The following is a 24,098-nucleotide window of genomic DNA, read 5'->3' as shown; positions in this document are numbered from 1 at the left end:
ATATCAAAGTTACAAATACTTTACCAAACTATTATTATGACTTAATGACATTATTTTATAAAATTTAAAGTAAATTTGTCGTCCAATTTTTTTAAATATGAGCGAAAACTGGTCAGATTATGTAGGTTATGCTGCATCTGTTTTTATTATCCTTAGTTTTATGCTGAAAGATATTAAGAAAATACGTGTAATAAATCTTTTGGGATGTATTGCATTCGTTATTTATGGTATTTTCAGCGGAATGCTTTGGCCTGTTATTATCCCCAACGGAATTCTTTGTATTGTACAAATATATCATCTTATAAAACGAAACTAAATTATGAAAATTCTGGTAAGTGTTTTTAATAATTTATATACCGACCAACGTGTAGAAAAAGTGTGCAAATCTTTGCACGAAAACGCATACCAAATTGAATTAATTGGCAATAATTGGGGCGGCGAACCAGAAATGTCTCGTCCTTATTTTTTTAAAAGAATCTCTTTAAAATCTAAAATTCTTCGTTTTGCTTACTTAGAATTTCAATGGAAATTGTATAAAGAACTAATGAAGAGAGCAAATGAAAATTCTATTTTGCTTTCGAATGATTTAGACGCTTTATTACCCAATTATTTGGTTTCCAAAAGAAAAAAAATCCCTATGATTTGGGATAGTCACGAGATTTTTACAGAAATGCCTTCTGTTACCAATCGTTGGGTTCAGCACATTTGGAGATTATTAGAAAAATCTATCGTTCCGAAATTGAAATATACCATGATTGCTAATGACAGTTATGCAGATTGGTTTGTAAAAAATTATGGAATTAAGAGACCTGTTGTCGTAAGAAATTTACCCAAAAAACTTCCTTCGCCAAAATTAACGGATAACAATCCTAAAATTATTTTATACCAAGGTGCCATCAATTTTTCTAGAGGAATTGATAAAATGATTGAAGCTATGCAACTGATTGAAGGAGCAGAATTTCACATTGCAGGAAGAGGACCAATGACCGATGAATACAAAGATTTAGTAAGAAAATTAAATCTAGAAAATAAAGTTAAATTCTTAGGAAATCTAAGTCCTATTGAACTTAGAAAAATAACCGAAAAAGCTGATGTAGGATTAAGCATCGAAGAAAATAAAGGTTTAAGCTATTACTATTCTCTTCCGAATAAAATTTCAGATTATATACAAGCCAGAGTTCCTGTGGTGGTTTCTAAATTCCCCGAAATGCAAAAAATTGTAGAAAAATACAATGTGGGCGAATTTATTTCTTCTCACGAACCAAAACATTTGGCAGAGAAAATAAAAATTGTTTTAGAAAAGGGGAAAGGTTCTTATGTTCCTCTGTTAGAAACTGCTGCAAAAGATCTTTGTTGGGAAAACGAAGAACCAAAATTATTAGAACTTTTTGATAGAGTAGCACCTCAGCACAAGCAATTCAAATTTACAAAAAGTAGTTTGTCATAATATTTTTATTTTATACACAATTTTTCCAAAATCATTAACTTTGTACCATGACAATACAAGAAAAACAACAAGAATTAATAGATGAATTCGAATTTCTAGACGATTGGGAACAAAAATACGAATACATTATAGACCTTGGAAAAGAACTGAAAGGTTTAGCCGAAGATAAAAAAACGGAGGAAAATCTTATAAAAGGTTGTCAGTCTAAAGTATGGTTAGATGCCGAATTCAAAGATGGTAAATTGTTTTTTAATGCAGATTCAGACGGCATTCTTCCCAAAGGAATTGTATCTCTTTTGGTGAGAATTTACAGCGGACATACTACAAAAGAAATCTTGGATTCTGATTTTGATTTTATTGCAAAAATTGGTTTACAAGAGTTTTTATCACCATCCAGAGCCAATGGATTAATGGCAATGACTAAGCAAATTAAATTCTACGCAGTAGCTTTTCAATTAAAATCGTGACCAAAATTCTAGCATATCGCTTTTCCGCATTCGGAGATGTCGCCATGATTGTTCCAGTTTTAAAGGAATTTTTGGCACAGAATCCTCAAGTAGAAATTGTATTCGTATCCAGAAAAAATTTCTCAGATTTATTTTTAAACATCGAAAGACTAACTTTTTGTGGCGTAAATTTAGACGATTACAAAGGTGTTTTTGGTTTAAGAAAATTGGTAAAAAAACTTAATAAAGAACACCAACCAACTTTTGTAGCAGATTTACACTATGTTCTTCGTACCAAAATAATGACGATTCTTTTCAAGTTGAGAAGAAAAAAAACCGCTACAATAGACAAAGGACGAAAAGAAAAAAACGAACTTACTCGCAAAGAAAACAAAATAAAAAAAACTCTGAAATCTACACCAGAACGATATGCAGATGTTTTTAGAAAATTAGGTTTCTCGCTGAAACTTTCTCATCAATTAACAGAAAATTCTCATCAAAAATCAGGAATTGGATTTGCTCCTTTTGCGCAACATTTTGGTAAAATGCTTCCTATTGAAAAATCTTTAGAATTGGTGAAAATTTTATCTCAAAAGAATGAAGTTTTTCTTTTTGGAGGAGGAAAAAAAGAAGTGGAAATTCTAAAACAATGGGAAAGTGAAATTGAAAATACAACTTCTCTCGCTGGTAAACTTTCGCTTAAAGAAGAACTCAAAAAAATTTCAGAATTAGAAGTGATGATTTCTATGGATTCGGCAAATATGCATTTGGCTAGTCTGGTAGGAACTAGAGTAGTGTCGGTTTGGGGAACAACACACTATTTTGCGGGATTTCTCGGCTACGGACAATCTGAAAAAGATATTGTAGAAATCTCTGATTTAGAATGCAGACCTTGTTCTGTTTTTGGCAATAAACCTTGTTATAGAGGAGATTATGCTTGTCTTAACCAAATAGAAATTTCAGAAATTATGAATAAAATTTAGAAAAAATGAAAATTTCTGTTTGCATTCCGGTTTATAATTTTGATGTTAGAGAATTGGTTTTTTATTTAAGTAAAGAAATTGAAAATCAGAAACTTAATGCAGAAATTATCTTAATAGACGATGCTTCAACAAAAGAATTTGTAACTATTAACGAACCCTTAAAAAATAATGTAACTCAATTTATTTTCCTCGAAAAAAACATCGGGCGTTCTGCAATTAGAAATCTTTTTTTGAACTACGCATCAGGAGATTTTTTGCTTTTTTTGGATTGTGATGCTAAAATAATTTCAGAAAATTTCATTAAAAATTACATCGATTTTATAACTGAAAATGCCAATTCTACAGTAATCTATGGAGGAAGAATTCCTAATGATTCCGTTCCTCATCGAAAATATATTTTAAGATGGAATTATTCTAAATTTAGAGAGTCACAACATGTAGAAACAAGAAAAAAAAATCCATATCTAAGTTTTCAATCCAATAATTTTTTAATTGAAAGACAACTTTTTGAAACCCAAAAATTTAATGAAGACTTAAAACAATATGGCTATGAAGACCTTATTTTTTCTTTGCAACTCAAAGAAAAAAACATACATATCAATCATATTGAAAATGTTATTACAAATGTAGATTTAGAAACAAATCTAAATTATTTAACTAAATCCGAAGAAGCAGCAAAAAACTTATCATTCTTATATAAATCTACAAATTACAAAGATTTAATTTCAGAAATAAAGCTCATAAAATTTTATATAACACTAAAAAAATATCGTTTAGATAAAATATTTTCTTTATTCTTCAAAATCAACAAATTCTTTTTAAAATACATTCTTATTCATAAAAATGTTTCTCTCAAGTTTTTAGATATTTACAAATTAGGGATTTTTGTAGAAAACATTTAAAGACAAAAATCTTACCTTTGTGATATGCAAATCGTAATTATTGGTTCCGGAAATGTAGCTTATCACCTTGCAAAAGCTTTCAAAGAAAGTGGAGTAGAAGTGTCTCAAATTTTTGGAAGAAACAAAGCCGAACTTTCTAAAATTTCCGAAGAACTTAGCATCCCTTTTTCTACAGAAAACATTGCAGATGCAGATTTGTATCTTATTTCGGTAAGTGATTCTTCCATTGCAGAGGTTTCTCAATTCATCAAGAAAGAAAATTGTTTGGTAGCGCATACTTCTGGTTCTGTTTCACGTGAAGCATTGGTTGGAAATTACAGAAAATCTGTCTTTTATCCTCTTCAAACTTTTTCAAAATCTAAAAAATTAGAGTACAAAAAAATTCCTTTTTTCATTGATTCCGAAAACGAAAAAGATGCCGAAATTCTAAAAAATTTAGCTTTAAAAATTTCTAAAAATGTAATGTTTGCCAATGATGAAAAACGAAAATACATTCATTTAACAGCAGTTTTTGCATGTAATTTTGTCAATCATTTATTTGCAAGAGCCAAGGAAATTTCTGATAGCCAAAATATTCCGTTTGAATATTTTTTACCATTAATTGATGAAACTACGCAGAAAATTCACGAATTAGAACCAAAATTAGCGCAAACAGGACCAGCAGTAAGAGGAGACAACAGAATTCTAGAACTCCACGAACAATTGATTACCGACGAAGAAAAACTAAAAATCTATAAAACCTTAAACGAATCGATAAAAAAAATGTATCATTTTGAGTAAAATCGCTTATTTGTAAAGTCGTAAATCGTAATTTTTCACTTTACAATTTTGCAGTTTTACAAATTTACAACTTAGAAAATATGAGTTATTTAGAAAAATTAAAAAATATAAAAGCCTTTGTTTTTGATGTGGACGGCATTTTCACAGACGGAAGTGTTTACCTTTTACCCGAAGGAAATATGTGCCGAGTAATGAACGTTTTAGACGGTTATGCCGTAGTAAAAGCGCTTAAAAAAGGCTATAAAATTGGAGTAATTACTGGTGGAGATGATGCAATGGTTCGCCACAGAATTCATTATTTAGGAATTACAGATTATTATGCTAAAGTTCATCAAAAGTTAGAAAAATTTGAAGATTTCAAAGCTAAATACAACCTACAAAACGAAGAAATTCTAACCATGGGAGATGATATTCCGGATATTAAAATGATGAAAGTTTCTGGGATTTCTGCTTGTCCACCCAATTCTGTTGCAGAAGTGAAAGCAATTTCAGATTATATTTCACCTATTTTTGGTGGGAAAGGCGCTGTAAGAGATGTGATAGAACAAGTGCTGAAAGTGCAAGGAAATTGGGAAGAAGACGATACGCAAAGTATCTAAATGTAAAATCGCTGAATCGTAAAGTTGCAAAATCGTCTTAAATAAATTTATTATTACAATTTCACGACTTTACAAATTAACAACTTTACAAAGAAAAATGAAAATATTACTCGGTTCTAATTCACCAAGAAGAAAAGAGCTTTTACAAAATTTAGGCTTCGCTTTTGAATTAGTTTCTATCAATTGTGACGAAATTTATCCAGAAAATTTAGAAGTAGAAAAAATTGCCTCTTTTTTGTCTGAACTTAAAGCAAATGCCTTTAGAAAAATTGAAAATTACGAAATTTTAGTCACCGCAGACACTGTAGTCACTTTTGAAAATAAAGTTCTAGGAAAACCAAAAAATAGGGAAGAAGCGGTAGAAATGTTGCAACATTTATCTGGAAAAACACATCAGGTTTACACCGGAATTTCTTTTAAAACATCAGAAAACATCATCACCAAAACAGATGTTGCAGAAGTAGAATTTGATGAAATTTCTAATGAAGAAATAGATTTTTACATCAAAAATTATCAACCTTTCGACAAAGCGGGAAGCTACGGAATACAAGAATGGCTAGGGATGGCAAAAATTTCTAGAATTAATGGCAGTTTTTACACCATTATGGGTTTGCCAACACATTTGGTTTATAAAACTTTTAAAGAATTAAATCTCTAAGAAATTCTAACATAAAATTTTAGTATTTTTACGTGTTATTTATTGCTTATCACAATAAAAGTGAGCAAATTTTGTTATTAAAACACCTGAATGAAAAAAAATATACCTTTTCTATTAGCTCTCACCGTTATCTTGGCATGTTCGCCAAGGAAAAATGGTTTTGTGAATAGAAAATACCAAGGTTTTACTACTCAATACAACGTTCTTTTTAACGGAAAAGAAGCCTTAAAATCTGAACTTACACAAAGAGAAAAGTCTTACAAAGACAATTTTTATGCACCTTACATTAAATTGCTAACCTACGAAGAACAAGTTTCTGCTTCTTCAATGGAAAATTTGGGTGTTTCTGGTAATGATGAAGGAGTTCCTCCCGCAGATTTTTATAGAGACGATGCTCCAGACAATAGCATTTCTGCAGGTGGAAATAGCGCTGGAACGCTTCAAATTGCAGAAATTAAAGCTTTAAAAGCCATCGAAAAACACTCTATGATTTTTGGTGGAAAAGAAAAAAACAAACAGATTTTTGATGCTTATATTCTCTTAACAAAAGCTAGATTATTTCAAGGGAAAAATTTAGAAGCATTAGACGCCATCAATACTTTGAAGAAAAATTTTCCTAAAGATAAAAGGTTAAATCTTGCCAAAATATATGAAGCTTACGCTTATGGAAAAATGGGAGATTTTTATCAATCTGATGAAAGTTTTAGAGATTTAAAAAAAGAAAAATTAAAAAAATCTGATAAAAAACTATTGAGTGTTTTCTACTCAGAAATGCTCTTAGAATCTGGCAAAAAAGAAGATGCTATCTCCGAATTAGAAGAAGCTTATAAATTCAACAAAAACAAAAAATTACGAAGCAGAATTGCGTTTTTAAGAGGTCAAATTCTGGCGAGTTTGGGAGAAAACGAAAAAGCAAGAGAAAGTTTCGTTACCGCCTATAAAAATGCTAGGAATTTTGAATTTGAAGTGAAATCTCAAATCGAAATTGCAAAAACCTTCAACGGTAAAGATGATGAATACGAAGGTGCAAAAAAATATTTAGAAAACATCAGTAAAAAAGGAACTTACGCCTCCAGAAAGAACGAATTTTATTACGCTCTTGGTTTGATGGCGAATAAAGCGGGCAAAAAAGACGAAGCGCAAGATTATTTTAAAAAATCTGTAAAAGAAAAAATTTCGGATTCTCAAATTAGAGGTTTTGCTTATTACGAAATTGGAAAAAAACATTTTGAAGAAAATGATTACTTAAGTGCTGGTGTTTATTACGATTCTGCCTATGCTGCTATGAATTATCCTCCTGCAAAAGAAAGTCTAAAATCTCTTACCGAAAACATAAAACAAGTTTCTAAAAACTATTATCTCATCAAGAAAAATGATAGTATTTTGAAGCTTACCAAAATGTCTAACGATGAAAAAATTGCTTATTTTACCAAACATATAGAAACGATAAAAGCCAAAGAAGCCAAAGACGAAATGGCTAAGAAAAAAGCAGAAAAAAATAAAAATAACAAATTCGAAACTACAGATTTTGCTTTATTAAATAGTACAAATAATACCAGTTCTTTTATGGATTTCAGCGGTGGAAGCAAGACTTTTTACTTTGCAAATCTATCTACCGTTTCTAAAGGGAATTCAGATTTTAAACAAATTTGGGGAAACAGAGCTTTAACAGACAACTGGAGAACTTCTACCAAACAAAATTCTATAGAAGACCTTAAAAATGAAGCTCTTGGAATTAACTCCGCTCCCAATCCTAGAAGATTTGAACCAGATTTTTATATCGAAAAAATTCCTACTAAAACAGAGGAACTCGCTGTTCTTAAAAAAGACAGAGACACAGCAACTTTGGGAATAGGCAGAATGTACGAAAACTTCTTTTCTAACACACCTTTAGCTACCAAAACGCTCTATGATTTGGTAGATTCTAATACAGACGAAGAAACAGAATTACAAGCACTTTACCAGATTTTTTCTATGAATTATGAGAAAAATCCAAATGCTGCAGAACGTGCCAAACAACTTATTTTGCAGAAATATCCTTATACTTCTTACGCAGAATTTGTGAAAAATCCTAAAAAAGCAGAATTTACAAGTTCGGATACAGAAGTTCTTAATAAATATGCTGAGGCTTATCAACTTTTCGAAGAAGGAAAATATGAAGATTCTAAAAAACTAATTGATGAAGCTTTACAAAAATATCCTAAAGATGTTTTAATCCCTAAATTCACTTTATTACAAGCATTTAACACCGGAAAAACTGCTGGAAAAGAGATTATGATTCTTCAGTTAGAACAATTAATGCTGAATTATCCTAAAACTTCTGAAGGTATAAAAGCGAAACAAATGCTAGAATATTTGAAAAGCGATTTAAAAGTGGAACAATTTGACGCCAATGGAAATCCTATAAATCCTCAGGTTCCAGCGCCAACTGCTACTCAACCACAAAATAATATTCCGGCAAAGCCAATGCAAAAGGATAACAGAATAAAAAGTTTGCAGGAAATGCAACAAGAAGATGACCCACAACCTCTGAGACCTGTAGAACTTAAAAAAGATAAATAATTAAAAAGCGAAATTGAGAACTTCAATTTCGCTTTATTTTTTATGAATTTTCAGAAGATTTTTTCTTCACACCATGAAAATCTTTCAAATAAAATGGCTCAAAATATGCCACATCTTCAAAATCTTTTTGGTTGAATTTTTCCACTGATTTTTTAATTAAATATTTTGCCGAAGGATAAATATTTGCATCAAATTCTGCATTAGAAATTTGTAAAATATCTTTGGCTTTAGCAGCGCCATCTCCTACAAAAAGAACTTTTTTACCTTCTAATTCTGTAAAAGATTGTTCGTCTAGAATTTTAGCTTCCGTTTCTGTAATCATTTCTCCCGAATTTCCATCAAAAACAGCACAATAAACCTCCATTCTTCTCGCATCGATTAATGGAACGACAATATCATAGTTTTTGCCTAAAAAAGGCTCTATCATCGTTTCTAAAGAATTTGTTGCGATTAATGGAACTTTCAATCCGTAGCAAAACCCTTTTGCCGAAGCTGCGCCAATTCTAAGACCTGTATAAGAACCCGGCCCTTTTCCTAAAGAAACGGCATCTAAATCTTTTAAAGAAATTTCTGCGCCTTCCAGAGCCCATTCTACAAAAGTGTGTAACGATTCTGATTGTTTATAATTTTCTGAAACTTCTTCGCAAAGACATAATAGTTTTTCGCCATCAGAAATGGCAACAGAACAGTTTTTTGAGGATGTTTCTATGTGTAAAATTTTCATGCTACAAATTTGTTAATTTTTGGCTGTAAAATCCAAATTCCAATAGGAGAAAACCATAAAAGAAAAAATTCTCCTGCAAAATCAGAGAATGTAACTTTTTTTTGCAATTCAACTGTTTTAATTGTTTTAGCAGCCTTATAAAGCATGAAAAAAATACAAAACATTGAAAATAAATGAGCTGGAATAATAAAAATCTGCCAAATTGTTTTTACAGTACTTCCTTCTGTAGAAATTGTAAAGCCCTGAGGTAAAACACTTAGTACTATTGTTAAATATAATACAGGAAATAACAATAAATAAAGAAAGTATTTTTTATAAATTCTTAAATTCTGATTTTCAATTTTTTTATCTAATCCTTTAATAATAAAATAGAACCATCCTAAGAATAATAAAACACCTAATCCTGTAAATAGTCCTATAATTATCCCTAAATAATTATATTCTTTACTTAAAATAAGTGTCGGAATCATTCCTATTTGCAATATAAACATTGATAAAAAAAAGATTAAGAACAATTGCCAATGTTTTAGTTTCAAATATAAATTTTCTAAATTCATACATTATTAGTTTTTAATATTATTTCCTAAAAATCGTTCTAGGTTCTGCTTGCGCTTTTGGATAGATGCACAATTCTGCAATAGAAACTCTGTCTGGTGCATTTACACAATACGAAATAGCATCAGCAATATCTTCTGCAATTAGTGGCTCGTAACCTGCATAAACAGTTGCTGCACGTTCATCATCACCTTTAAATCTTACCACAGAAAAATCTGTTTCTACAGCTCCCGGTTGTATATTGGTAACTTTTATACCGAATTCGGTAAGTTCTAGACGCATTCCTTCGGAAATTACATCCACAGCTCGTTTTGAAGCACAATAAACTACACCATTGGCATACGTTTGTCTGGCAGCAACGGAAGAAATATTAACTATTTGTCCAGAATTTCTAGCTTTCATTAATTTAATAATGGGTTGAGAAACGTAGAGTAGTCCTTTCACATTTCCGTCCATCATCGCATCCCAATCTGCAATATTTCCATCGGAAATTGGTTCTAAACCATGAGCATTTCCGGCATTATTGATGAGAACATCTATGTTTTTCCATTCTTCGGGAAGTGAGTTAATTGCATTTTCTACTTCTTTTTGATTTCTAACATCAAAAATTAAACTATAGACTTCCGTAATATTGCTCAATTGAATTTGCAAATCTTCTAAAACTTGTTTTTTTCTGCCACAAATAATTAATCTATGACCTTGTTTTGCAAAAATTTCGGCAGTTGCTTTTCCAATTCCCGAAGTTGCTCCTGTAATGAATATTGTTTTTTTCATTTTAAATGTATTTTGCACAAGTTATATGTACAATATTTTGATTGCAAAGTTAGTTTTTTGCTTTAATTAGTTCATTCTACCAAGAGAAAAATTATTGGCACAAATTCCAAATCCAATAATACAAGTGATTACACAAACTATCATTGTAATTAATGCTTTTTTTCTATAAAATTTACAAAAAATAGCGACAAAAAATGCGACAGTAAAAATAGCAACAGAAGCTATTTCCATGATTATTCCTAAGGTTACTAAAGTATCTTTATCCATTATTTATTGTTAGTTCATATTCCTAAGGCTGAAATGGCAATTGAATTATTTTATTCCTTCAAACATTAATGAAAGGACCACAAAAACTTCCTCCAATAATCAACATAATTATTCCTACAATCAGTTTAGAAATTCCTTCTGTTTTCCTTGATTCATCTTTATTTTTAACAAGAATTATTGTTCCGCTAATTGTTAAAAAAATTGCAGCTCCCCAATAAATAATTGATATAATAATGATTAACGCTATTAAACCTTCCATTGTTCTCTTATTTCTTTAATTTTTCCATCTCTGTAAAGTAAATTCATCGTCTCGAAAGGAATCATTTTATAATGATCACTCACAATATGAACGCAAGATTTTTTTACTGCTCTTACGTCAAAATCATTTGCATCCATAAAATTCATAATAATAATTCTAAAAAGATTAGAATAATCCAAAGTATCTGATTTTACGGTTGGTAAACAACACATTAACTGCTCAAATTCTCCACCTTCGCTACCTGCACAATCTACAGAAATTCCCGTACTGAAAAGATTAGTCATGTGTTCCTTTATTCTTTCGTCGTGTTCGTAAACTATGGTACTTCTAGAATTATTGAGAATATCTTCAGGATTAATGTACCTCGTCATTGGGAAAACGTCGGTTTCTTCGCCATTATCTAGTTTCAAAGCATACGCCATACAAAGCGCATCAGGATTACACGGAACTGGTATTAAATCTTCTTTGGTGAAAACATTAGATTGTTCTACAATTTTTCTACGAACTTCTGTAAGTGTCATTTTTTGAGATTTTGAACCTTCATTTTCTGTTCTACCTGCAAATTGCGTTGGCTGAAAAGTAACACCTCTCACTGCTTTTTGTTTCAAAGCATAATCTAAAATTTCGCCTATTTCATCATCATTCAAACCTTTTTGTAAAGTAATTACTAGGGTTGTAGAAAGATTAAATTCATTGAGGTTTTCTATAGCTCTTTTACGAACTTCTGTTAAATCTTCGCCACGCAATTCTTTTAAAACTTCTGGCTTAAAACTATCAAACTGCAAATAAATCTCAAAATCTGGCATATAAGTCGCCAACTTTTCTACAAAATTTTTGTCTTTAGCGATACGTATTCCGTTGGTATTGAGCATTAAGTGCTTTATAGGTTTTGATTTTGCTAAATCAAGAATTTCAAAAAACTGCGGATGAACGGTTGGTTCGCCACCAGAAATTTGCACCACATCTGGTTCTCCTTCGTTTTCTACAATAGTATCAAACATTCTGTTGATTTCTTCCAAAGTTCTATGCCTACCGTAATTTGATGCAGAATTGGCATAGCAAGTTGGACAAGTAAGGTTGCATCTATCCGTAACTTCCACAATCGAAAGGCAAGAATGTTGTTCGTGGTCTATACACAAACCACAATCGTATGGACAACAAATGCACTTTTGTATTGAATTTTTGTGGCATTTCCGATTGTTTATTATAGTTTCTGATTTGTTTGTAATATTCTACATCATCGGCAATAATTACTTCAGATTCGCCGTGAGTTTTACAATTTTTGAGCATCCAAACTTTGCTGTCTCTAAAAACAATCTTTGCATCTATCGTCTCCAAACATTCTGGGCAAAGACTTTTGGTATAATCGTAGTAAATGTAATCTCTTTGTTTGTGCATTTGTATTAGTTTTGATTGATAAGCTAATTTTATAAAATTATTATATTTTTTTTATTTGTTTTAAATTTTTTTTTAAATTTGCATCAAACTCTGTAGCTAACCGAACGTTCAAGCTTGCTTGAAATTTTTATGTAGGTAGAACGGAGTTTTTTTTATTTGTATTTTGTTTTATCTATCTCAAAATCTTTTGGTTTAAAGCTCCAGTGGCGATATTCGTGGTTCCATTTATCAGAAATCTCATTTTTTCCAGTACTTATTCCAATATTAAAATTTGGTTTTATAGTTCTTATTTTTTGGAGGATATACTTGTATAATTCTTCTTTGGCAATTGTTCTTTTACCTCTAATTCTTTTTCCTAAAGGCTTCTCTTTATGAAGATTATTTAGTCTAAATTGCATTGCCCCTAAAACTACATCTAGAAATTGAAGAGGAAGATGTTCTTTGCTGTTAACCTCAGTAATGTCATTTTTCCTTAATCTAATCTTGGCTTCTTTAAATGATTTTAAACTTTCTAATCCTTTAATGTACTCTTTAAATTGTTGTCGTTTAGATAAAGTATCTGGTAAATAATCAAAGTAAGCACGAATAAAAACATCTTCTCCTGTTTCGTTTGAATATTGAAGTCCAAAATGATGTTTGAAAAACTGATAATACAATAAAAAATATTCATTTTGAAAATGCTCATCAAGAAGTTTATTTGGAACTAGTGCATTTTGTTTAAACATTATCCTTACTTTAATTTTGTTTTCCTTAACTAAATCAAAAAAAACATCCATTAGTTTTTTAAAAGCTGGTAATTTGTATGCATCAACTTTTTGCCATTTTATTTCCTCTGTAATTTTTATTTCAGAAACTATTTCATTAAGTTTTTGAGTAACCTCTTGTAAATGTTTAGACTGAATTAAGACACCACCATAAAAATTAGAAAAAAATTTTCCTTTTTTCACACTTTCATCACACCAAATAAAATATTCTTTTGATTGTCTCATTTATTACAAATTCTTCTAAAAAACTTCCAATAATAAATATAAATAAAAATTCCGCACCATTGGATAATGGTTAAGCCTAAAAATATTTCGTATCTCGGTTTTAAAAATTCCATTAAAAATCTGAAAGTGAAGTAGAAGAGCATAAAGATGATAAAAGCGTCTCCGTTTTTATAATTTCGGAATTCTTTTTGAAGCAATTTTTTGAAAAAGACAAATAAAACCGCCAAAAATCCCATTTCATAGAGCATAATTGGATGGCGCAACTTTCCATCTCCTAAATTTATTCCAAGGAAAAAATCGGTTTCTACACCAAATGTTGGTTCTGCAATTCCCATAGAAAAACAACCTATTCTGCCAATAAAGAGAGCTAAAATAATGGGTAAAACATATAAATCTCCAGAAGATTCTTTTTCGCCAATCAATTTTTTGATTCCTTCCACTCCGAAAAGTCCACCCAAAAAACCTCCTAAAACGGTTTTATTATTGTAAAATTCTAAAAAACTAACACTCTGTAAAAAATCTTTAATCTCAAAAGCTGCTATTAATCTCGAACCTATTAAAGCACCAATCATTGCGCCCAACATAATCCATAATCTATTGATATTACTAATGTTATCCTTATAATTTCTTTTTAAAAAATAATAATAACGTACCCCAATAAAAAAAGCTAACACTTCAAAAATGATGTGCAGATAATATCTATGTCCTTGTATTTCAAAAAATAATGGGAAATTCATCAATTTGCATCAAATGCGTAAAAAGCATTTTCGATATGTGTAATTTCTAGTTTACCCTTTTCGTTCGGAAGTACAGAAATTACATCAAATCTGGTTTCTAATTCAATATTATTGGTTTCTAAAAATTCGTTGGCAGCAGATACTATTAATCTGATTTTCTTTTTGTTAATCGCTTCTTGAGGCAACATAAAAGCATCTGTAGCTCTGGCTTTTACTTCCACAACTACAATTTGATTTTCGAATTGGGCAATAATATCTATTTCCGCTTTTAGATAACGGTAATTTTTAACCAAAATTTTATAGTTTTTTTCTACTAAAAAACTTTCTGCTAATTCTTCTGCCAATTTGCCAAAATCGTTGTGGTCTGCCATTTAATAACAAAATTTATACTCCAAAATTAGATTTTTACCATTTCTTAAATAGTAAATATTTTTATCAGATTTCTTTTTTATAATGGTATCTCCAGCTTTCAACTCTGGAAATAATTCGCACAAAACCAATTGTTTATCTTGTTTATTGAACGTTTTTATTTCGATTCTATAAGCTCCAAATTTATCATCAGAATTCTTTACAATTCCTTGAAAATCATCTGGTAAAAAAGTTTGCTTTTCCCATTTTTGAAAAGCATTTTTATTGTTTTCTTCGAAAGATTTTTCTATAAAATGAGTGGCTATAAAAAATCCTAAAACAGAAACAATAAGAATTGCGAGAAGTATTTTGATAAAATTAGGCATTTTTAAAAATTTAAATTTACTTTTTCGCCAACTTCCATTTTGACTTTTGCACCAATAATAAGCGGACGGTTATCAAAAATATGTCCGTTTGGAAATGCAAATAGAGTAGGAAAGTGGTATTTTTTTAGACGATGAGCAATAATTTCGTAAGCAAATTCATCAAAACTTTCTTCATAGTTTTTATTTTCGTTTTCGCTTCCCATATTGGTCATTCCTCCGATAATTAAACCAGTAATTTTCTTGAAAACACCCGCTAAATCTAGGCTCATTAACATTCTATCTAAAGAGTAAAAATTTTCTCCTATATCTTCTAAAAAAAGAATTTTGTCTTTAAAATCAAAAGAAAACTTAGTGCCGAGAAGTGCATAAACTAGCGCCAAATTACCTCCAATTAATTCGCCTTCTGCTTTTCCTTTTTTGTTGAATTGATGTTTTTCTACAGAATATTTAAGCTTTTTACCTTCTAAAATATCAAAAATTTCGGTATAACTTTCTTCGGAAACTCCAAAACTTGGAGTTTTAATGGTTTGTCCGTGGATAGAAGCAAAATCGTTTTTCAATAAATAGCTTTGTATCACTGTATTATCCGAATAACCAATATACCATTTCGGATTTTTTTTAAATTCTTTTAACGTTAAATGTTTTAAAAGATGCTGACAACCATAACCTCCTCTTGAAGCCCAAACTGCAGAAATTTCTGAGTTGTTTAGAGCCCAATTTATATCTTGAATTCTTTCTTCCTCCGTTCCTGAATAGTTATAGCCATTAGAAAATTTACCAAAAGTATGTTTTCCAATTACAGGTTCGTAACCTTTATTTTTAATTAAATCTAAAGTCTGCGTTAGATGAGATTCTTCTACAGCACCAGCTGGAGAAATAATAGCAATTTTATCTCCTTTTTTTAAAGATTTAGGAAAAACAACAGATTTCATTTTAATTAAATTGATTAAATTTTAAAACTTATTAATTTGTACTTTTTCGGTATTTTACTTCGGTGCGTTCTGCTTCTTCCAAACGTTTATCAAACTGATTGAATTTTTTAAAACTTTGAAGAAAAACAAAAAAACTAAAAGCCATTAAAATAATACCTACTGTCTTTCGGATGTTATTTGCTAACTTTTCGGTGAGTTTGTAGTGAAACTGCTTTGCTAATAGAATTTTGATTAAATCTATGCTAAGATAAGTAGCAATAACCAGACAAATATAAATTATAAAATTCTGTGTATCAGGATATTGATTTCTTACCGAAATTACAGTAACCAACCAAAAAAGAATAACTCCAACATTTAGAAGATTAAACAAAAAACCGTTGATAAAGGTTTTAAAATAATTTTGGCTTATAAATTTAGCTTCATCCGGAAGGTGCATTTTGGTTTTAGAAACCATCATAAAAATACCATAAACAAAGATAATAAGAGCCGTAATTCTATAAAAACCAGGATGATCATCTATTATCGTAACAATATCTCCACTCGCAAAATAGGAAGCTACAATACAAAGAATATCCGCAGAAATTACTCCAATATCTAAGGCTAAAGCATGTTTATGCCCTCTAGAAAAGCTGGTTTCAATCAAAAGAAAAAATATTGGTCCGATAAAAACCAGACTCAACATAAATCCTAACCCGATTGCCGAAATTATAAGTTCAAGCATTTAACAAAGATAAGAAAATATGAATTTAAAGATTTAAGAAATTAAAGATTAAAAAAATAATCAGGTATATTATTCTAAATCAATCTACAATTTTAAAATCTAATTGTTTGGCTACCAAATTTGCTTTTATAACCTTAATTTTCACAGTATCACCTAATTGGAAAGTTCTTCCTGTTCTCATCCCAACAATAGAGTGAGATTTTGGTTCGTGGAAATAAGAATCATCTATTAAATCTCTCAATTTGATGAGTCCTTCTGCGCCATTTTCTGGAATTTCTACCCAAAAACCGAAATCTGCTGTACCAGAAACCACGCCTTCGAAAAATTCTCCTACGTGTTTTTCCATAAATTTAACCTGCATATATTTTATAGAATCTCTTTCTGCATCTGCTGCCAAACGTTCTTGTGCACTACAATGTTTCATCATTTCTTCGTATTCTGCTGCATTTGGAGATTTCCCTCCGTCTAAATAATGCTGCAAAAGCCTATGAGCTACCAAATCCGGATATCTTCTAATGGGCGATGTAAAATGCGAATAGTGAGAAAAAGCTAAACCGTAATGTCCTATATTTTCGGTAGAATATACCGCTTTACTCATGGTTCTCATGGCTAGTGTTTCCACCATATTCTCTTCGCCTTTTCCTTTTACATCTTTTAAAAGTTTGTTCATAGATTCGGCAACTTTTTTAGAATTAGCCAAATTCATTCTATATCCAAAAGTAGAAACAAAGTCTTTAAGAGCTAATAATTTAGTTGGGTCTGGGTCATCGTGAATTCTATAAACAAATGTATTGCCGGTTTCTTCGCCTTTTCTGGTTAAAGAAACATATTCTGATACTTTTTTATTCGCCAAAAGCATAAATTCTTCAATTAAATGATTGGCATCTTTAGAAATTTTAAAATAAACACCAATAGGATCATTATTTTCATTCAAATTGAATTTTACTTCCATCCTATCGAAAGCAATAGCACCGTGTTTTAGACGTTCTTTTCTTAAGATTTTTGCGAGTTTATCTAACAATAAAATTTCTTCGGCTAAATCTCCTTTCCCTGTTTCTATACGTTCTTGCGCTTCTTCATAAGCAAATCTTCTGTCTGAATGAATGATCGTTCTGCCAAACCATTGATTTACCAATTCTGCATTTTCATTGAGTTCAAAAACTGCCGAAAAAGTAAATTTATCTTCATTAGGACGAAGGCTACAAACATCATTACTCAAAACTTCTGGCAGCATTGGAACCACTCTATCTACCAAATACACCGAAGTAGCACGTTTATAAGCTTCATCGTCCAAAATTGTTCCTGGTCTTACATAATGAGAAACGTCTGCAATGTGAACACCAATTTCCCAATTTCCGTTATCTAGTTTTTGTAAAGAAATGGCATCATCAAAATCTTTTGCATCTTTTGGGTCTATGGTAAAAGTGAGAATTTTACGCATATCACGACGTTTTTTCACTTCTTCAGGTGTTATTGTTCTATCAATTTTTCCTGCATCTGCTTCTACTTCTGTTGGGAAATCATAAGGCAAACCGTATTCGGCTAAAATAGAATGAATTTCGGTTTCGTGTTCGCCAGATAATCCTAAAATTTGAATAATTTCTCCTTCTGGATTTTTAGAATTAGCATCCCAATTCAGCATTTTTACTACAACTTTTTCTCCATCTTTGGCTCCATTTATTTTATTTTTTGGAATGAAAAAATCATTGTTTATTTGTTTTTTATCTACCACTACAAAGCCAAAATCTTTGTGCTGTACATACTGAAAAGTTCCTACAAAAGTATCACTTGCTCTTTCTAAAACTTCTAAAACAGAGCCTTCTAGCTTCTTGCCTTTGAAATGATAAGTTACAATAAGAACGGTGTCTCCTTGTAGAGCATCTTTTACATTTTTTTGATGAATAAAAATATCTTCTTCTAAACCTTCTACTTTTACATAAGCATTTCCGTTAGCTGCAAAATCGATAACTCCCGTTAAAGTATCAGTAATTTGAAGGTTTAAGATGTATTTATTTTTATCTGTTTCTTTTATTTTGTCTTCGGCTTTTAATTTATGAAGCGCCTGAATGACCAATTCTCTTTGTCTTGGGTTTTTATATTCAATACCATCTGCAATCTGCTTATAATTGTAGATTTTAGATGTTTTTTTATTCATAAAACGCAGAATTAACCTTCCTATATCACGAAGTTTCTGGTCTTGTTTTTGTGATTTATGTTGTTGTTTCATATTTTTTAAAATTATTAGAAATATATGAATTTAAAAAATCTCCAACTTTCGTCGGAGATTAGTTTATATACAAGTTATTTTATTTACTCTGTTTTGGTGTCTTCCTCCTTCAAAATCTGTGGTGAGAAATTTCTCAATTATTTGTATTGCAAATTCTTTAGCAATAAATCTGGCTGGTATTGCTACCATATTGCAATTATTATGCTGTCTAGACAATTCTGCAATTTCTGGCATCCAAGCCAATGCGCATCTTATCCCTTGATGTTTGTTGGCGGTAAGTTGCACACCTTGTCCACTTCCACAAAAAAGAATTCCTAATTCACATTCTCCATTTTCTACTGCTTTAGCTGCCGGATGTACAAAGTCTGGATAATCTACAGAATCTGGAGAATAAGTACCAAAATCTTTTACTTCATACGTTGCTTCTAAATGTTTTTTTACAAATTCTTTGTATTCGAAACCAGCGTGATCTGCTGCTATTGCTATTTTTTTCATTTTATTTTCAGCTTATTCTTTTTATTATACACAAAATTACGGCTTTTAATTTGAATTGTGGATTAATAATAATAGATTAATAAAATTGATAGGTTTGATATTCAGAATTTTAAGAAATTCTTAACATAAATATTTTCTTTATAATTAGTTCATTTTCATTAATTTATATTGATAATGTTAATAATGAAAAACAAATGTTAACAACTTTAAATAAACGTGTGGAAAACTCCTATTAACTATTTCTTTTTACTTTCAAATAAAATGTGTAATGAGAATTTAATTTTAAAAAAGAATAATTTTTTTATTAGAGTTTTCCGTGTGCCAATCATGAAGTTTTCCGCATCATTTTTATGAATAATCTATCAATTCAATAGATATTAACAATTGTTAATAAGTGTTAATTTAAACTAAAAATCAACCAGTTGCAATGTTAATTATATATGAATTGAAGTTCAACTAATTGTTACGAAAAAATTAATTGTTTTTTTTCCACATCATTCACAACTACAACAACAATACACTATTTCTTTTTTTTTAAATTAAGAAAAAGTTGTTAGAAAATGTTTTTCGTCAGTTTGTGGAAATTTTTCTCAGTTATTTTCTTTTTGCCATTTTAGAAATCTTAAATTTGTAATCCTAATGAAAAAATAATTTTAATAATAATAGAATTTATGAAAACAATTAATGATTTTAATTTCGCAGGGAAAAAAGCTCTTATCAGAGTTGATTTTAATGTTCCTCAAGACGAAAATAAAAACGTAACTGATAATACCAGAATAGTAGCCGCAAAACCTACTATTGATAAGATTTTGAATGAAGGAGGAGCTGTAATTATTATGACTCACCTTGGAAGACCAAAAGGAAAAGTAAATCCAGATTTTTCTCTTTCTCACATCGTTGCAGAAGTTTCTAAAGTTTTAGGAAAAGAAGTAAAATTTGCTTCAGATTGCATTGGTGAAGTAGCTGAAAAAGCAGCAGCTGAATTACAAGCAGGAGAAGTTCTTTTGTTAGAAAATCTTAGATTTTACAATGAAGAAGAAGCTGGTGATGAAGAATTTGCTGGTAAATTAGCAAAATTAGGTGATGTATATGTAAATGATGCTTTCGGAACTGCACACAGAGCTCATGCTTCTACAGCTGTAATTGCTAAATTCTTTCCTTCAACTAAATTTTTCGGTTTACTAATGGCTAAAGAATTAGAAGCTATTGATAAAGTATTAAGAAGCGGAGAAAAACCTATTACTGCTATTTTAGGTGGTTCTAAAGTTTCTACAAAAATTACTATTATTGAAAATATTTTACCAGCTGTAGATAATTTAATTATTGGTGGAGGTATGTCTTTCACTTTTGTTAAAGCTCTTGGTGGTAATATTGGTAATTCTTTGTTAGAAGCAGATAAAATGGATTTGGCTCTAGAAATTTTAGAAAAAGCTAAATTACATAATGTAAAAGTTTTCTTACCAGTAGATGTAGTAGTAGCTGATGATTTCAGTAATGATGCTGATAGAAAAGAAGTTGATATTTATGAAATTCCGGAAGGATGGCAAGGAATGGATGCTGGTAGTAAAACAAGAGAAATTAATAATGATGTTTTATTAAATTCTAGAACAATCCTTTGGAATGGACCTGTTGGGGTTTTTGAAATGCCAAATTTTGCAAATGGTACTAAAGCTTTAGGTGATAGTATTTATGAAGCAACAAAATTAGGAGCATTCTCTTTAGTAGGAGGTGGAGATTCTGTAGCATTTGTAAAACAAAACGGATATGGTGATAAAGTTTCTTATGTTTCAACAGGAGGTGGAGCAATGTTAGAATCTTTAGAAGGTTTAGAACTTCCAGGAGTTGCTGCTATCAATAATTAAAATTTTAAAAATATAAATTTTATAAAAAAAATCTTCAGAAATTTTCTGAAGATTTTTTTGTGACTATATTTTTGAAATAGATTTTAATTTTTATTGTTATAGTTTTTTAAATTTAAAAAAAAATAGAGAAAATTCTTAAAAATCGGCTTTCAGAAATGGTTTAAAAATCGATTTTCTATATTTTTCTGATAATATATATCAAACTTGAAAATTCACCTGTTTTTAATGCTTTTATGTTTGAAATTGCTCCAAGAATTCCTCCAAAAATGAAAAAAAGAGGATTTTTCTTATATTTTTCACTCAAAATTGAAATATAATAAGAATCGAGTAAGAGAGGTTTTATTTTTTCTAATTTCCAATTTTCTGTATTGAATAATTTTTTCATTCCATTTTTTGAGAAATGAAATAGATGACGAGGTACATCATAAGCTGCCCAGAATTCTTTATAATATTTTGCATCGAAAGAAGTACAATTTGGAACTGCTATAATTAAAGAACCATTTGGTTTTAATTTTTGTCTAAATAAAGAGAGTATTTCTGTCTGATTTTCTATGTGTTCAAAGACATGCCAAAGTGTTATGACATCTAAACTCTCATTTTGAAGTTCATTCAAATTTTCAATAAAAATTGTTTTTGAAGTTTTTTGTTTTGCAAAATTTCTAGCATCGTTGCTTGGTTCAAATCCAAAAGTTTCTACATCATTTTCTATATGTTTAAGAAATTCGCCAGCTCCACAACCGTAATCTAAAACTTTAGCGTTTTCGAAAGTAACTTCAGAAAGTATATTTCTTTTGTAATTTAAGTTAAAAGATTGAGCAAATTTATATATTTTCTCTTTTAAAGAATTAGAATCTTGATGGTGAGAAATGTAATCTTTGCTCTCATAATATTTACCTATATTTTCTGGAATAGGGTAGGTTTTAAAAATACCCTTTATTTCTGTTTCTTTAATTTCGAATTCTTCTTTTGAAAGAAAATGGTCTTTGATTTTCATTTTAATTGTAAAAAGTATTTATGTAAAAAGTACAATGTACATGAAAACTTTTTACATTGTACAAAAATTGTTTCACGTGAAACATTATTTTAAATAGATTAATAAAACATTAATATCTGATGGAGAAACTCCGCTAATTCTACCAGCTTGTGCAATAGTTGCAGGTTTTACTTTATTTAATTTTTGTTTAGCTTCTGTAGATAGAGAAGAAAGTTTAGAATAATCAAAATCTTCTGGAATTTTGATAGTTTCTAGTCTTAATAATTTAGCAACATTTTCCTTTTCTTTTTCTATATATCCTTTGTACTTGATATTAATTTCTGCTTGTTCTTTCTGTTCTTCGTTGTAATTTTCTACTTTTTCTTTGATGAAATCAATACCAGAAAGTTTATTTAAAGTAATATTAGGTCTTGTTAATATTTGAGCTGCTCTGTATGCTTGGTCTACAGGTGAGCTTTCGTTTTCTTCAAGAATTGGATTGATAATACCTGGTTTTAAGGAAGTTTCTCTTAGAAATTCTTCTAATTCTGTAGATTTTTCTACTTTTTCTTCCATTTTTTTAAGCCTTTCTTCACGTGCTAAACCTAGTTTATAGGCTTTTTCGGTAAGTCTTATATCCGCATTATCTTGTCTTAAAAGCAGTCTATATTCGGCTCTAGATGTAAACATTCTGTAAGGTTCTTCTGTGCCTTTTGTAATTAAATCATCTATTAAAACACCGATGTATGCTTCGTCTCTACTAAGGATATATTCTTCTTTTTCGTGTATTTTATTGTGTGCGTTAATTCCTGCCATTAAACCTTGTCCTGCTGCTTCTTCGTAACCAGTAGTTCCGTTAATTTGACCAGCAAAATAAAGGTTTTCTACTAATTTTGTTTCAAGAGTGTGTTTTAATTGAGTAGGAGGGAAGTAGTCGTATTCAATTGCGTAACCAGGTCTGAAAATTTTAGCTTTTTCAAATCCAGGAACATGATGAAGTGCTTTTAATTGTACATCTTCTGGAAGGGAAGAACTGAAACCATTTACGTAAACTTCTACCGTGTTCCAGCCTTCTGGTTCTGCAAATAATTGATGGCGATTTCTCTCTGCAAATCTGTTGATTTTATCTTCAATACTAGGGCAATATCTTGGTCCTATACTTTGAATAGTGCCATTAAACATAGGAGATTTATCAAATCCTGTTCTTAAAATTTCGTGTACAGTTTCGTTGGTGTAAGTAATGTAACAGCTGCGTTGTTTAGTTAATTTTGGTGTATCTAGATAACTAAATTTCTGTGGATTTGTGTCTCCAGCTTGTTCTTCCATTTTAGAATAATCTAAGCTTCTACCGTCAACTCTTACAGGAGTTCCTGTTTTCATTCTACCAGCTTCGAAACCTATATCTACTAATTGTTCTGTAATTCCATACGCTTTTGGTTCTCCCATTCTTCCTCCTCCAAGTTGTTTATCACCTACGTGAATGAGTCCATTTAAGAAAGTTCCGTTGGTTAGAACTACAGATTTTCCTTTTATTTCGATTCCTAAAGAGGTGATAACGCCTTCTATTTTACCATTTTTAATGATTAAAGACTTTACCATATCTTGAAAAAAATCAAGATTTTCTGTATTTTCTAATGCTAATCTCCATTCTTCAGCAAATTTCATTCTATCATTTTGAGTTCTAGGAGACCACATTGCAGGTCCTTTTGATAGATTTAGCATTTTAAATTGAATAGCAGATTTATCAGCAATTATTCCACTATATCCTCCCATTGCATCTATTTCTCTTACAATTTGTCCTTTTGCAATACCTCCCATTGCTGGGTTGCAAGACATTTGTCCAATAGTTTGCATATTCATGGTAATAAGAATAGTTTTAGAGCCTAAATTAGCTGCTGCTGCTGCTGCTTCGCATCCTGCATGGCCTGCTCCAACTACTATTACATCATATGTTTCGTTAAATAACATCTATAATTTTTTAAATATAAATTCCTTTTTTTTATGGTAATGTTTCACGTGAAACATTTTGGTTTTTTAGTAATAAAAATTAATTATTTAAACCTTTTTAAAATAC

General features: G+C 30.2%; 25 protein-coding genes and 1 pseudogene. 10 read left to right on the top strand and 16 right to left on the bottom strand.

Annotation, left to right across the window (positions count from 1 at the left end; translation table 11 throughout):
* The first annotated feature begins 97 nt into the window (after nt 1–97).
* The 9 genes from QM746_RS02430 (at nt 98) to QM746_RS02390 (ending at nt 8,377) form a co-directional block, all read left to right on the top strand.
* Nucleotides 98–316, top strand: coding sequence for a uroporphyrinogen decarboxylase (locus tag QM746_RS02430; protein WP_374361418.1), 219 nt, complete (start codon nt 98–100; stop codon nt 314–316).
* Between the two features lie 3 nt (nt 317–319).
* Complete coding sequence (locus tag QM746_RS02425) at nt 320–1,447, top strand: glycosyltransferase (RefSeq protein WP_414982754.1); 1,128 nt, start codon at nt 320–322, stop codon at nt 1,445–1,447.
* A 47-nt stretch (nt 1,448–1,494) separates the two neighbouring features.
* Nucleotides 1,495–1,914: a SufE family protein gene (locus QM746_RS02420; protein ID WP_414982753.1), complete on the top strand. Its 420-nt coding sequence runs from the start codon at nt 1,495–1,497 to the stop codon at nt 1,912–1,914.
* A gap of 44 nt (nt 1,915–1,958) precedes the next feature.
* Complete coding sequence (locus QM746_RS02415; RefSeq protein ID WP_414985112.1) at nt 1,959–2,876, top strand: glycosyltransferase family 9 protein; 918 nt, start codon at nt 1,959–1,961, stop codon at nt 2,874–2,876.
* A 5-nt stretch (nt 2,877–2,881) separates the two neighbouring features.
* Entirely contained in the window at nt 2,882–3,778 is an 897-nt protein-coding gene (locus tag QM746_RS02410) for a glycosyltransferase family 2 protein (RefSeq protein WP_414982752.1), read from the top strand.
* 24 nt (nt 3,779–3,802) lie between these two features.
* Entirely contained in the window at nt 3,803–4,558 is a 756-nt protein-coding gene (locus tag QM746_RS02405; protein ID WP_414982751.1) for a Rossmann-like and DUF2520 domain-containing protein, read from the top strand.
* A gap of 80 nt (nt 4,559–4,638) precedes the next feature.
* On the top strand, nt 4,639–5,157 hold the full coding sequence (locus QM746_RS02400; RefSeq protein WP_414982750.1) for a KdsC family phosphatase: 519 nt from the start codon (nt 4,639–4,641) through the stop codon (nt 5,155–5,157).
* A 97-nt stretch (nt 5,158–5,254) separates the two neighbouring features.
* Nucleotides 5,255–5,815 carry a Maf family nucleotide pyrophosphatase gene (locus QM746_RS02395; protein ID WP_414982749.1) on the top strand — a complete coding sequence of 187 codons (561 nt, stop codon included), beginning with the start codon at nt 5,255–5,257 and terminating at the stop codon, nt 5,813–5,815.
* A gap of 90 nt (nt 5,816–5,905) precedes the next feature.
* Nucleotides 5,906–8,377 carry a tetratricopeptide repeat protein gene (locus QM746_RS02390; RefSeq protein ID WP_414982748.1) on the top strand — a complete coding sequence of 824 codons (2,472 nt, stop codon included), beginning with the start codon at nt 5,906–5,908 and terminating at the stop codon, nt 8,375–8,377.
* A 40-nt stretch (nt 8,378–8,417) separates the two neighbouring features.
* On the opposite strand, the gene tsaB is transcribed toward QM746_RS02390, so the two are convergent.
* The 14 genes and pseudogenes from tsaB to rpiB form a co-directional block, all read right to left on the bottom strand.
* Nucleotides 8,418–9,101: a tRNA (adenosine(37)-N6)-threonylcarbamoyltransferase complex dimerization subunit type 1 TsaB gene (gene tsaB / locus QM746_RS02385; RefSeq protein WP_414982747.1), complete on the bottom strand. Its 684-nt coding sequence runs from the start codon at nt 9,099–9,101 to the stop codon at nt 8,418–8,420.
* Nucleotides 9,098–9,658, bottom strand: a complete 561-nt coding sequence (locus tag QM746_RS02380; protein ID WP_414982746.1) for a hypothetical protein — start codon at nt 9,656–9,658, stop codon at nt 9,098–9,100. The genes tsaB and QM746_RS02380 overlap by 4 nt, the downstream gene beginning before the upstream one ends.
* A 19-nt stretch (nt 9,659–9,677) precedes the next feature.
* Entirely contained in the window at nt 9,678–10,430 is a 753-nt protein-coding gene (locus tag QM746_RS02375) for an SDR family NAD(P)-dependent oxidoreductase (protein WP_414982745.1), read from the bottom strand.
* A 66-nt stretch (nt 10,431–10,496) separates the two neighbouring features.
* Complete coding sequence (locus QM746_RS02370) at nt 10,497–10,697, bottom strand: hypothetical protein (RefSeq protein ID WP_414982744.1); 201 nt, start codon at nt 10,695–10,697, stop codon at nt 10,497–10,499.
* A 58-nt stretch (nt 10,698–10,755) separates the two neighbouring features.
* Nucleotides 10,756–10,956 (bottom strand): hypothetical protein, encoded by a 201-nt coding sequence (locus QM746_RS02365; RefSeq protein WP_414982743.1) that lies wholly within the window; start codon nt 10,954–10,956, stop codon nt 10,756–10,758.
* Nucleotides 10,944–12,354, bottom strand: a pseudogene (locus tag QM746_RS02360) (radical SAM protein). The gene QM746_RS02365 and the pseudogene QM746_RS02360 overlap by 13 nt, the downstream one beginning before the upstream one ends.
* Nucleotides 12,355–12,506: 152 nt before the next feature.
* Nucleotides 12,507–13,343 carry a DUF3800 domain-containing protein gene (locus tag QM746_RS02355; protein WP_414982742.1) on the bottom strand — a complete coding sequence of 279 codons (837 nt, stop codon included), beginning with the start codon at nt 13,341–13,343 and terminating at the stop codon, nt 12,507–12,509.
* Entirely contained in the window at nt 13,340–14,080 is a 741-nt protein-coding gene (locus tag QM746_RS02350) for a prolipoprotein diacylglyceryl transferase family protein (RefSeq protein ID WP_414982741.1), read from the bottom strand. Before QM746_RS02350 ends, QM746_RS02355 begins: the two co-directional genes overlap by 4 nt.
* Complete coding sequence (locus tag QM746_RS02345; protein ID WP_414982740.1) at nt 14,080–14,451, bottom strand: YraN family protein; 372 nt, start codon at nt 14,449–14,451, stop codon at nt 14,080–14,082. The genes QM746_RS02350 and QM746_RS02345 overlap by 1 nt, the downstream gene beginning before the upstream one ends.
* A complete protein-coding gene (locus QM746_RS02340) occupies nt 14,452–14,814 on the bottom strand; it encodes a hypothetical protein (RefSeq protein ID WP_414982739.1) in 363 nt (120 codons plus the stop codon).
* Between the two features lie 2 nt (nt 14,815–14,816).
* Nucleotides 14,817–15,746, bottom strand: coding sequence for a S66 peptidase family protein (locus tag QM746_RS02335; RefSeq protein WP_414982738.1), 930 nt, complete (start codon nt 15,744–15,746; stop codon nt 14,817–14,819).
* A gap of 31 nt (nt 15,747–15,777) precedes the next feature.
* A complete protein-coding gene (locus QM746_RS02330; RefSeq protein WP_374360962.1) occupies nt 15,778–16,467 on the bottom strand; it encodes a LysE family translocator in 690 nt (229 codons plus the stop codon).
* A gap of 79 nt (nt 16,468–16,546) precedes the next feature.
* Nucleotides 16,547–18,694, bottom strand: coding sequence for a ribonuclease R (gene rnr, locus QM746_RS02325; protein WP_414982737.1), 2,148 nt, complete (start codon nt 18,692–18,694; stop codon nt 16,547–16,549).
* 63 nt (nt 18,695–18,757) lie between these two features.
* Nucleotides 18,758–19,189, bottom strand: coding sequence for a ribose 5-phosphate isomerase B (gene rpiB, locus QM746_RS02320; protein WP_414982736.1), 432 nt, complete (start codon nt 19,187–19,189; stop codon nt 18,758–18,760).
* Nucleotides 19,190–19,860: 671 nt separating this feature from the next.
* On the opposite strand from rpiB, the gene QM746_RS02315 reads away from it, so the two are divergent.
* Nucleotides 19,861–21,051, top strand: coding sequence for a phosphoglycerate kinase (locus QM746_RS02315; protein ID WP_414982735.1), 1,191 nt, complete (start codon nt 19,861–19,863; stop codon nt 21,049–21,051).
* Nucleotides 21,052–21,226: 175 nt separating this feature from the next.
* Here the strand turns inward: QM746_RS02315 and QM746_RS02310 are convergent, their stop codons facing one another.
* Entirely contained in the window at nt 21,227–22,045 is an 819-nt protein-coding gene (locus QM746_RS02310) for a class I SAM-dependent methyltransferase (RefSeq protein ID WP_414982734.1), read from the bottom strand.
* An 84-nt stretch (nt 22,046–22,129) separates the two neighbouring features.
* Complete coding sequence (gene mnmG, locus QM746_RS02305) at nt 22,130–23,992, bottom strand: tRNA uridine-5-carboxymethylaminomethyl(34) synthesis enzyme MnmG (RefSeq protein ID WP_414982733.1); 1,863 nt, start codon at nt 23,990–23,992, stop codon at nt 22,130–22,132.
* Nucleotides 23,993–24,098 lie beyond the last annotated feature (106 nt).

The sequence above is a fragment of the Cloacibacterium sp. genome, from assembly GCF_047601505.1.
Classification (GTDB): domain Bacteria; phylum Bacteroidota; class Bacteroidia; order Flavobacteriales; family Weeksellaceae; genus Cloacibacterium.
This window is presented reverse-complemented; position numbering and strand designations above follow the sequence as displayed.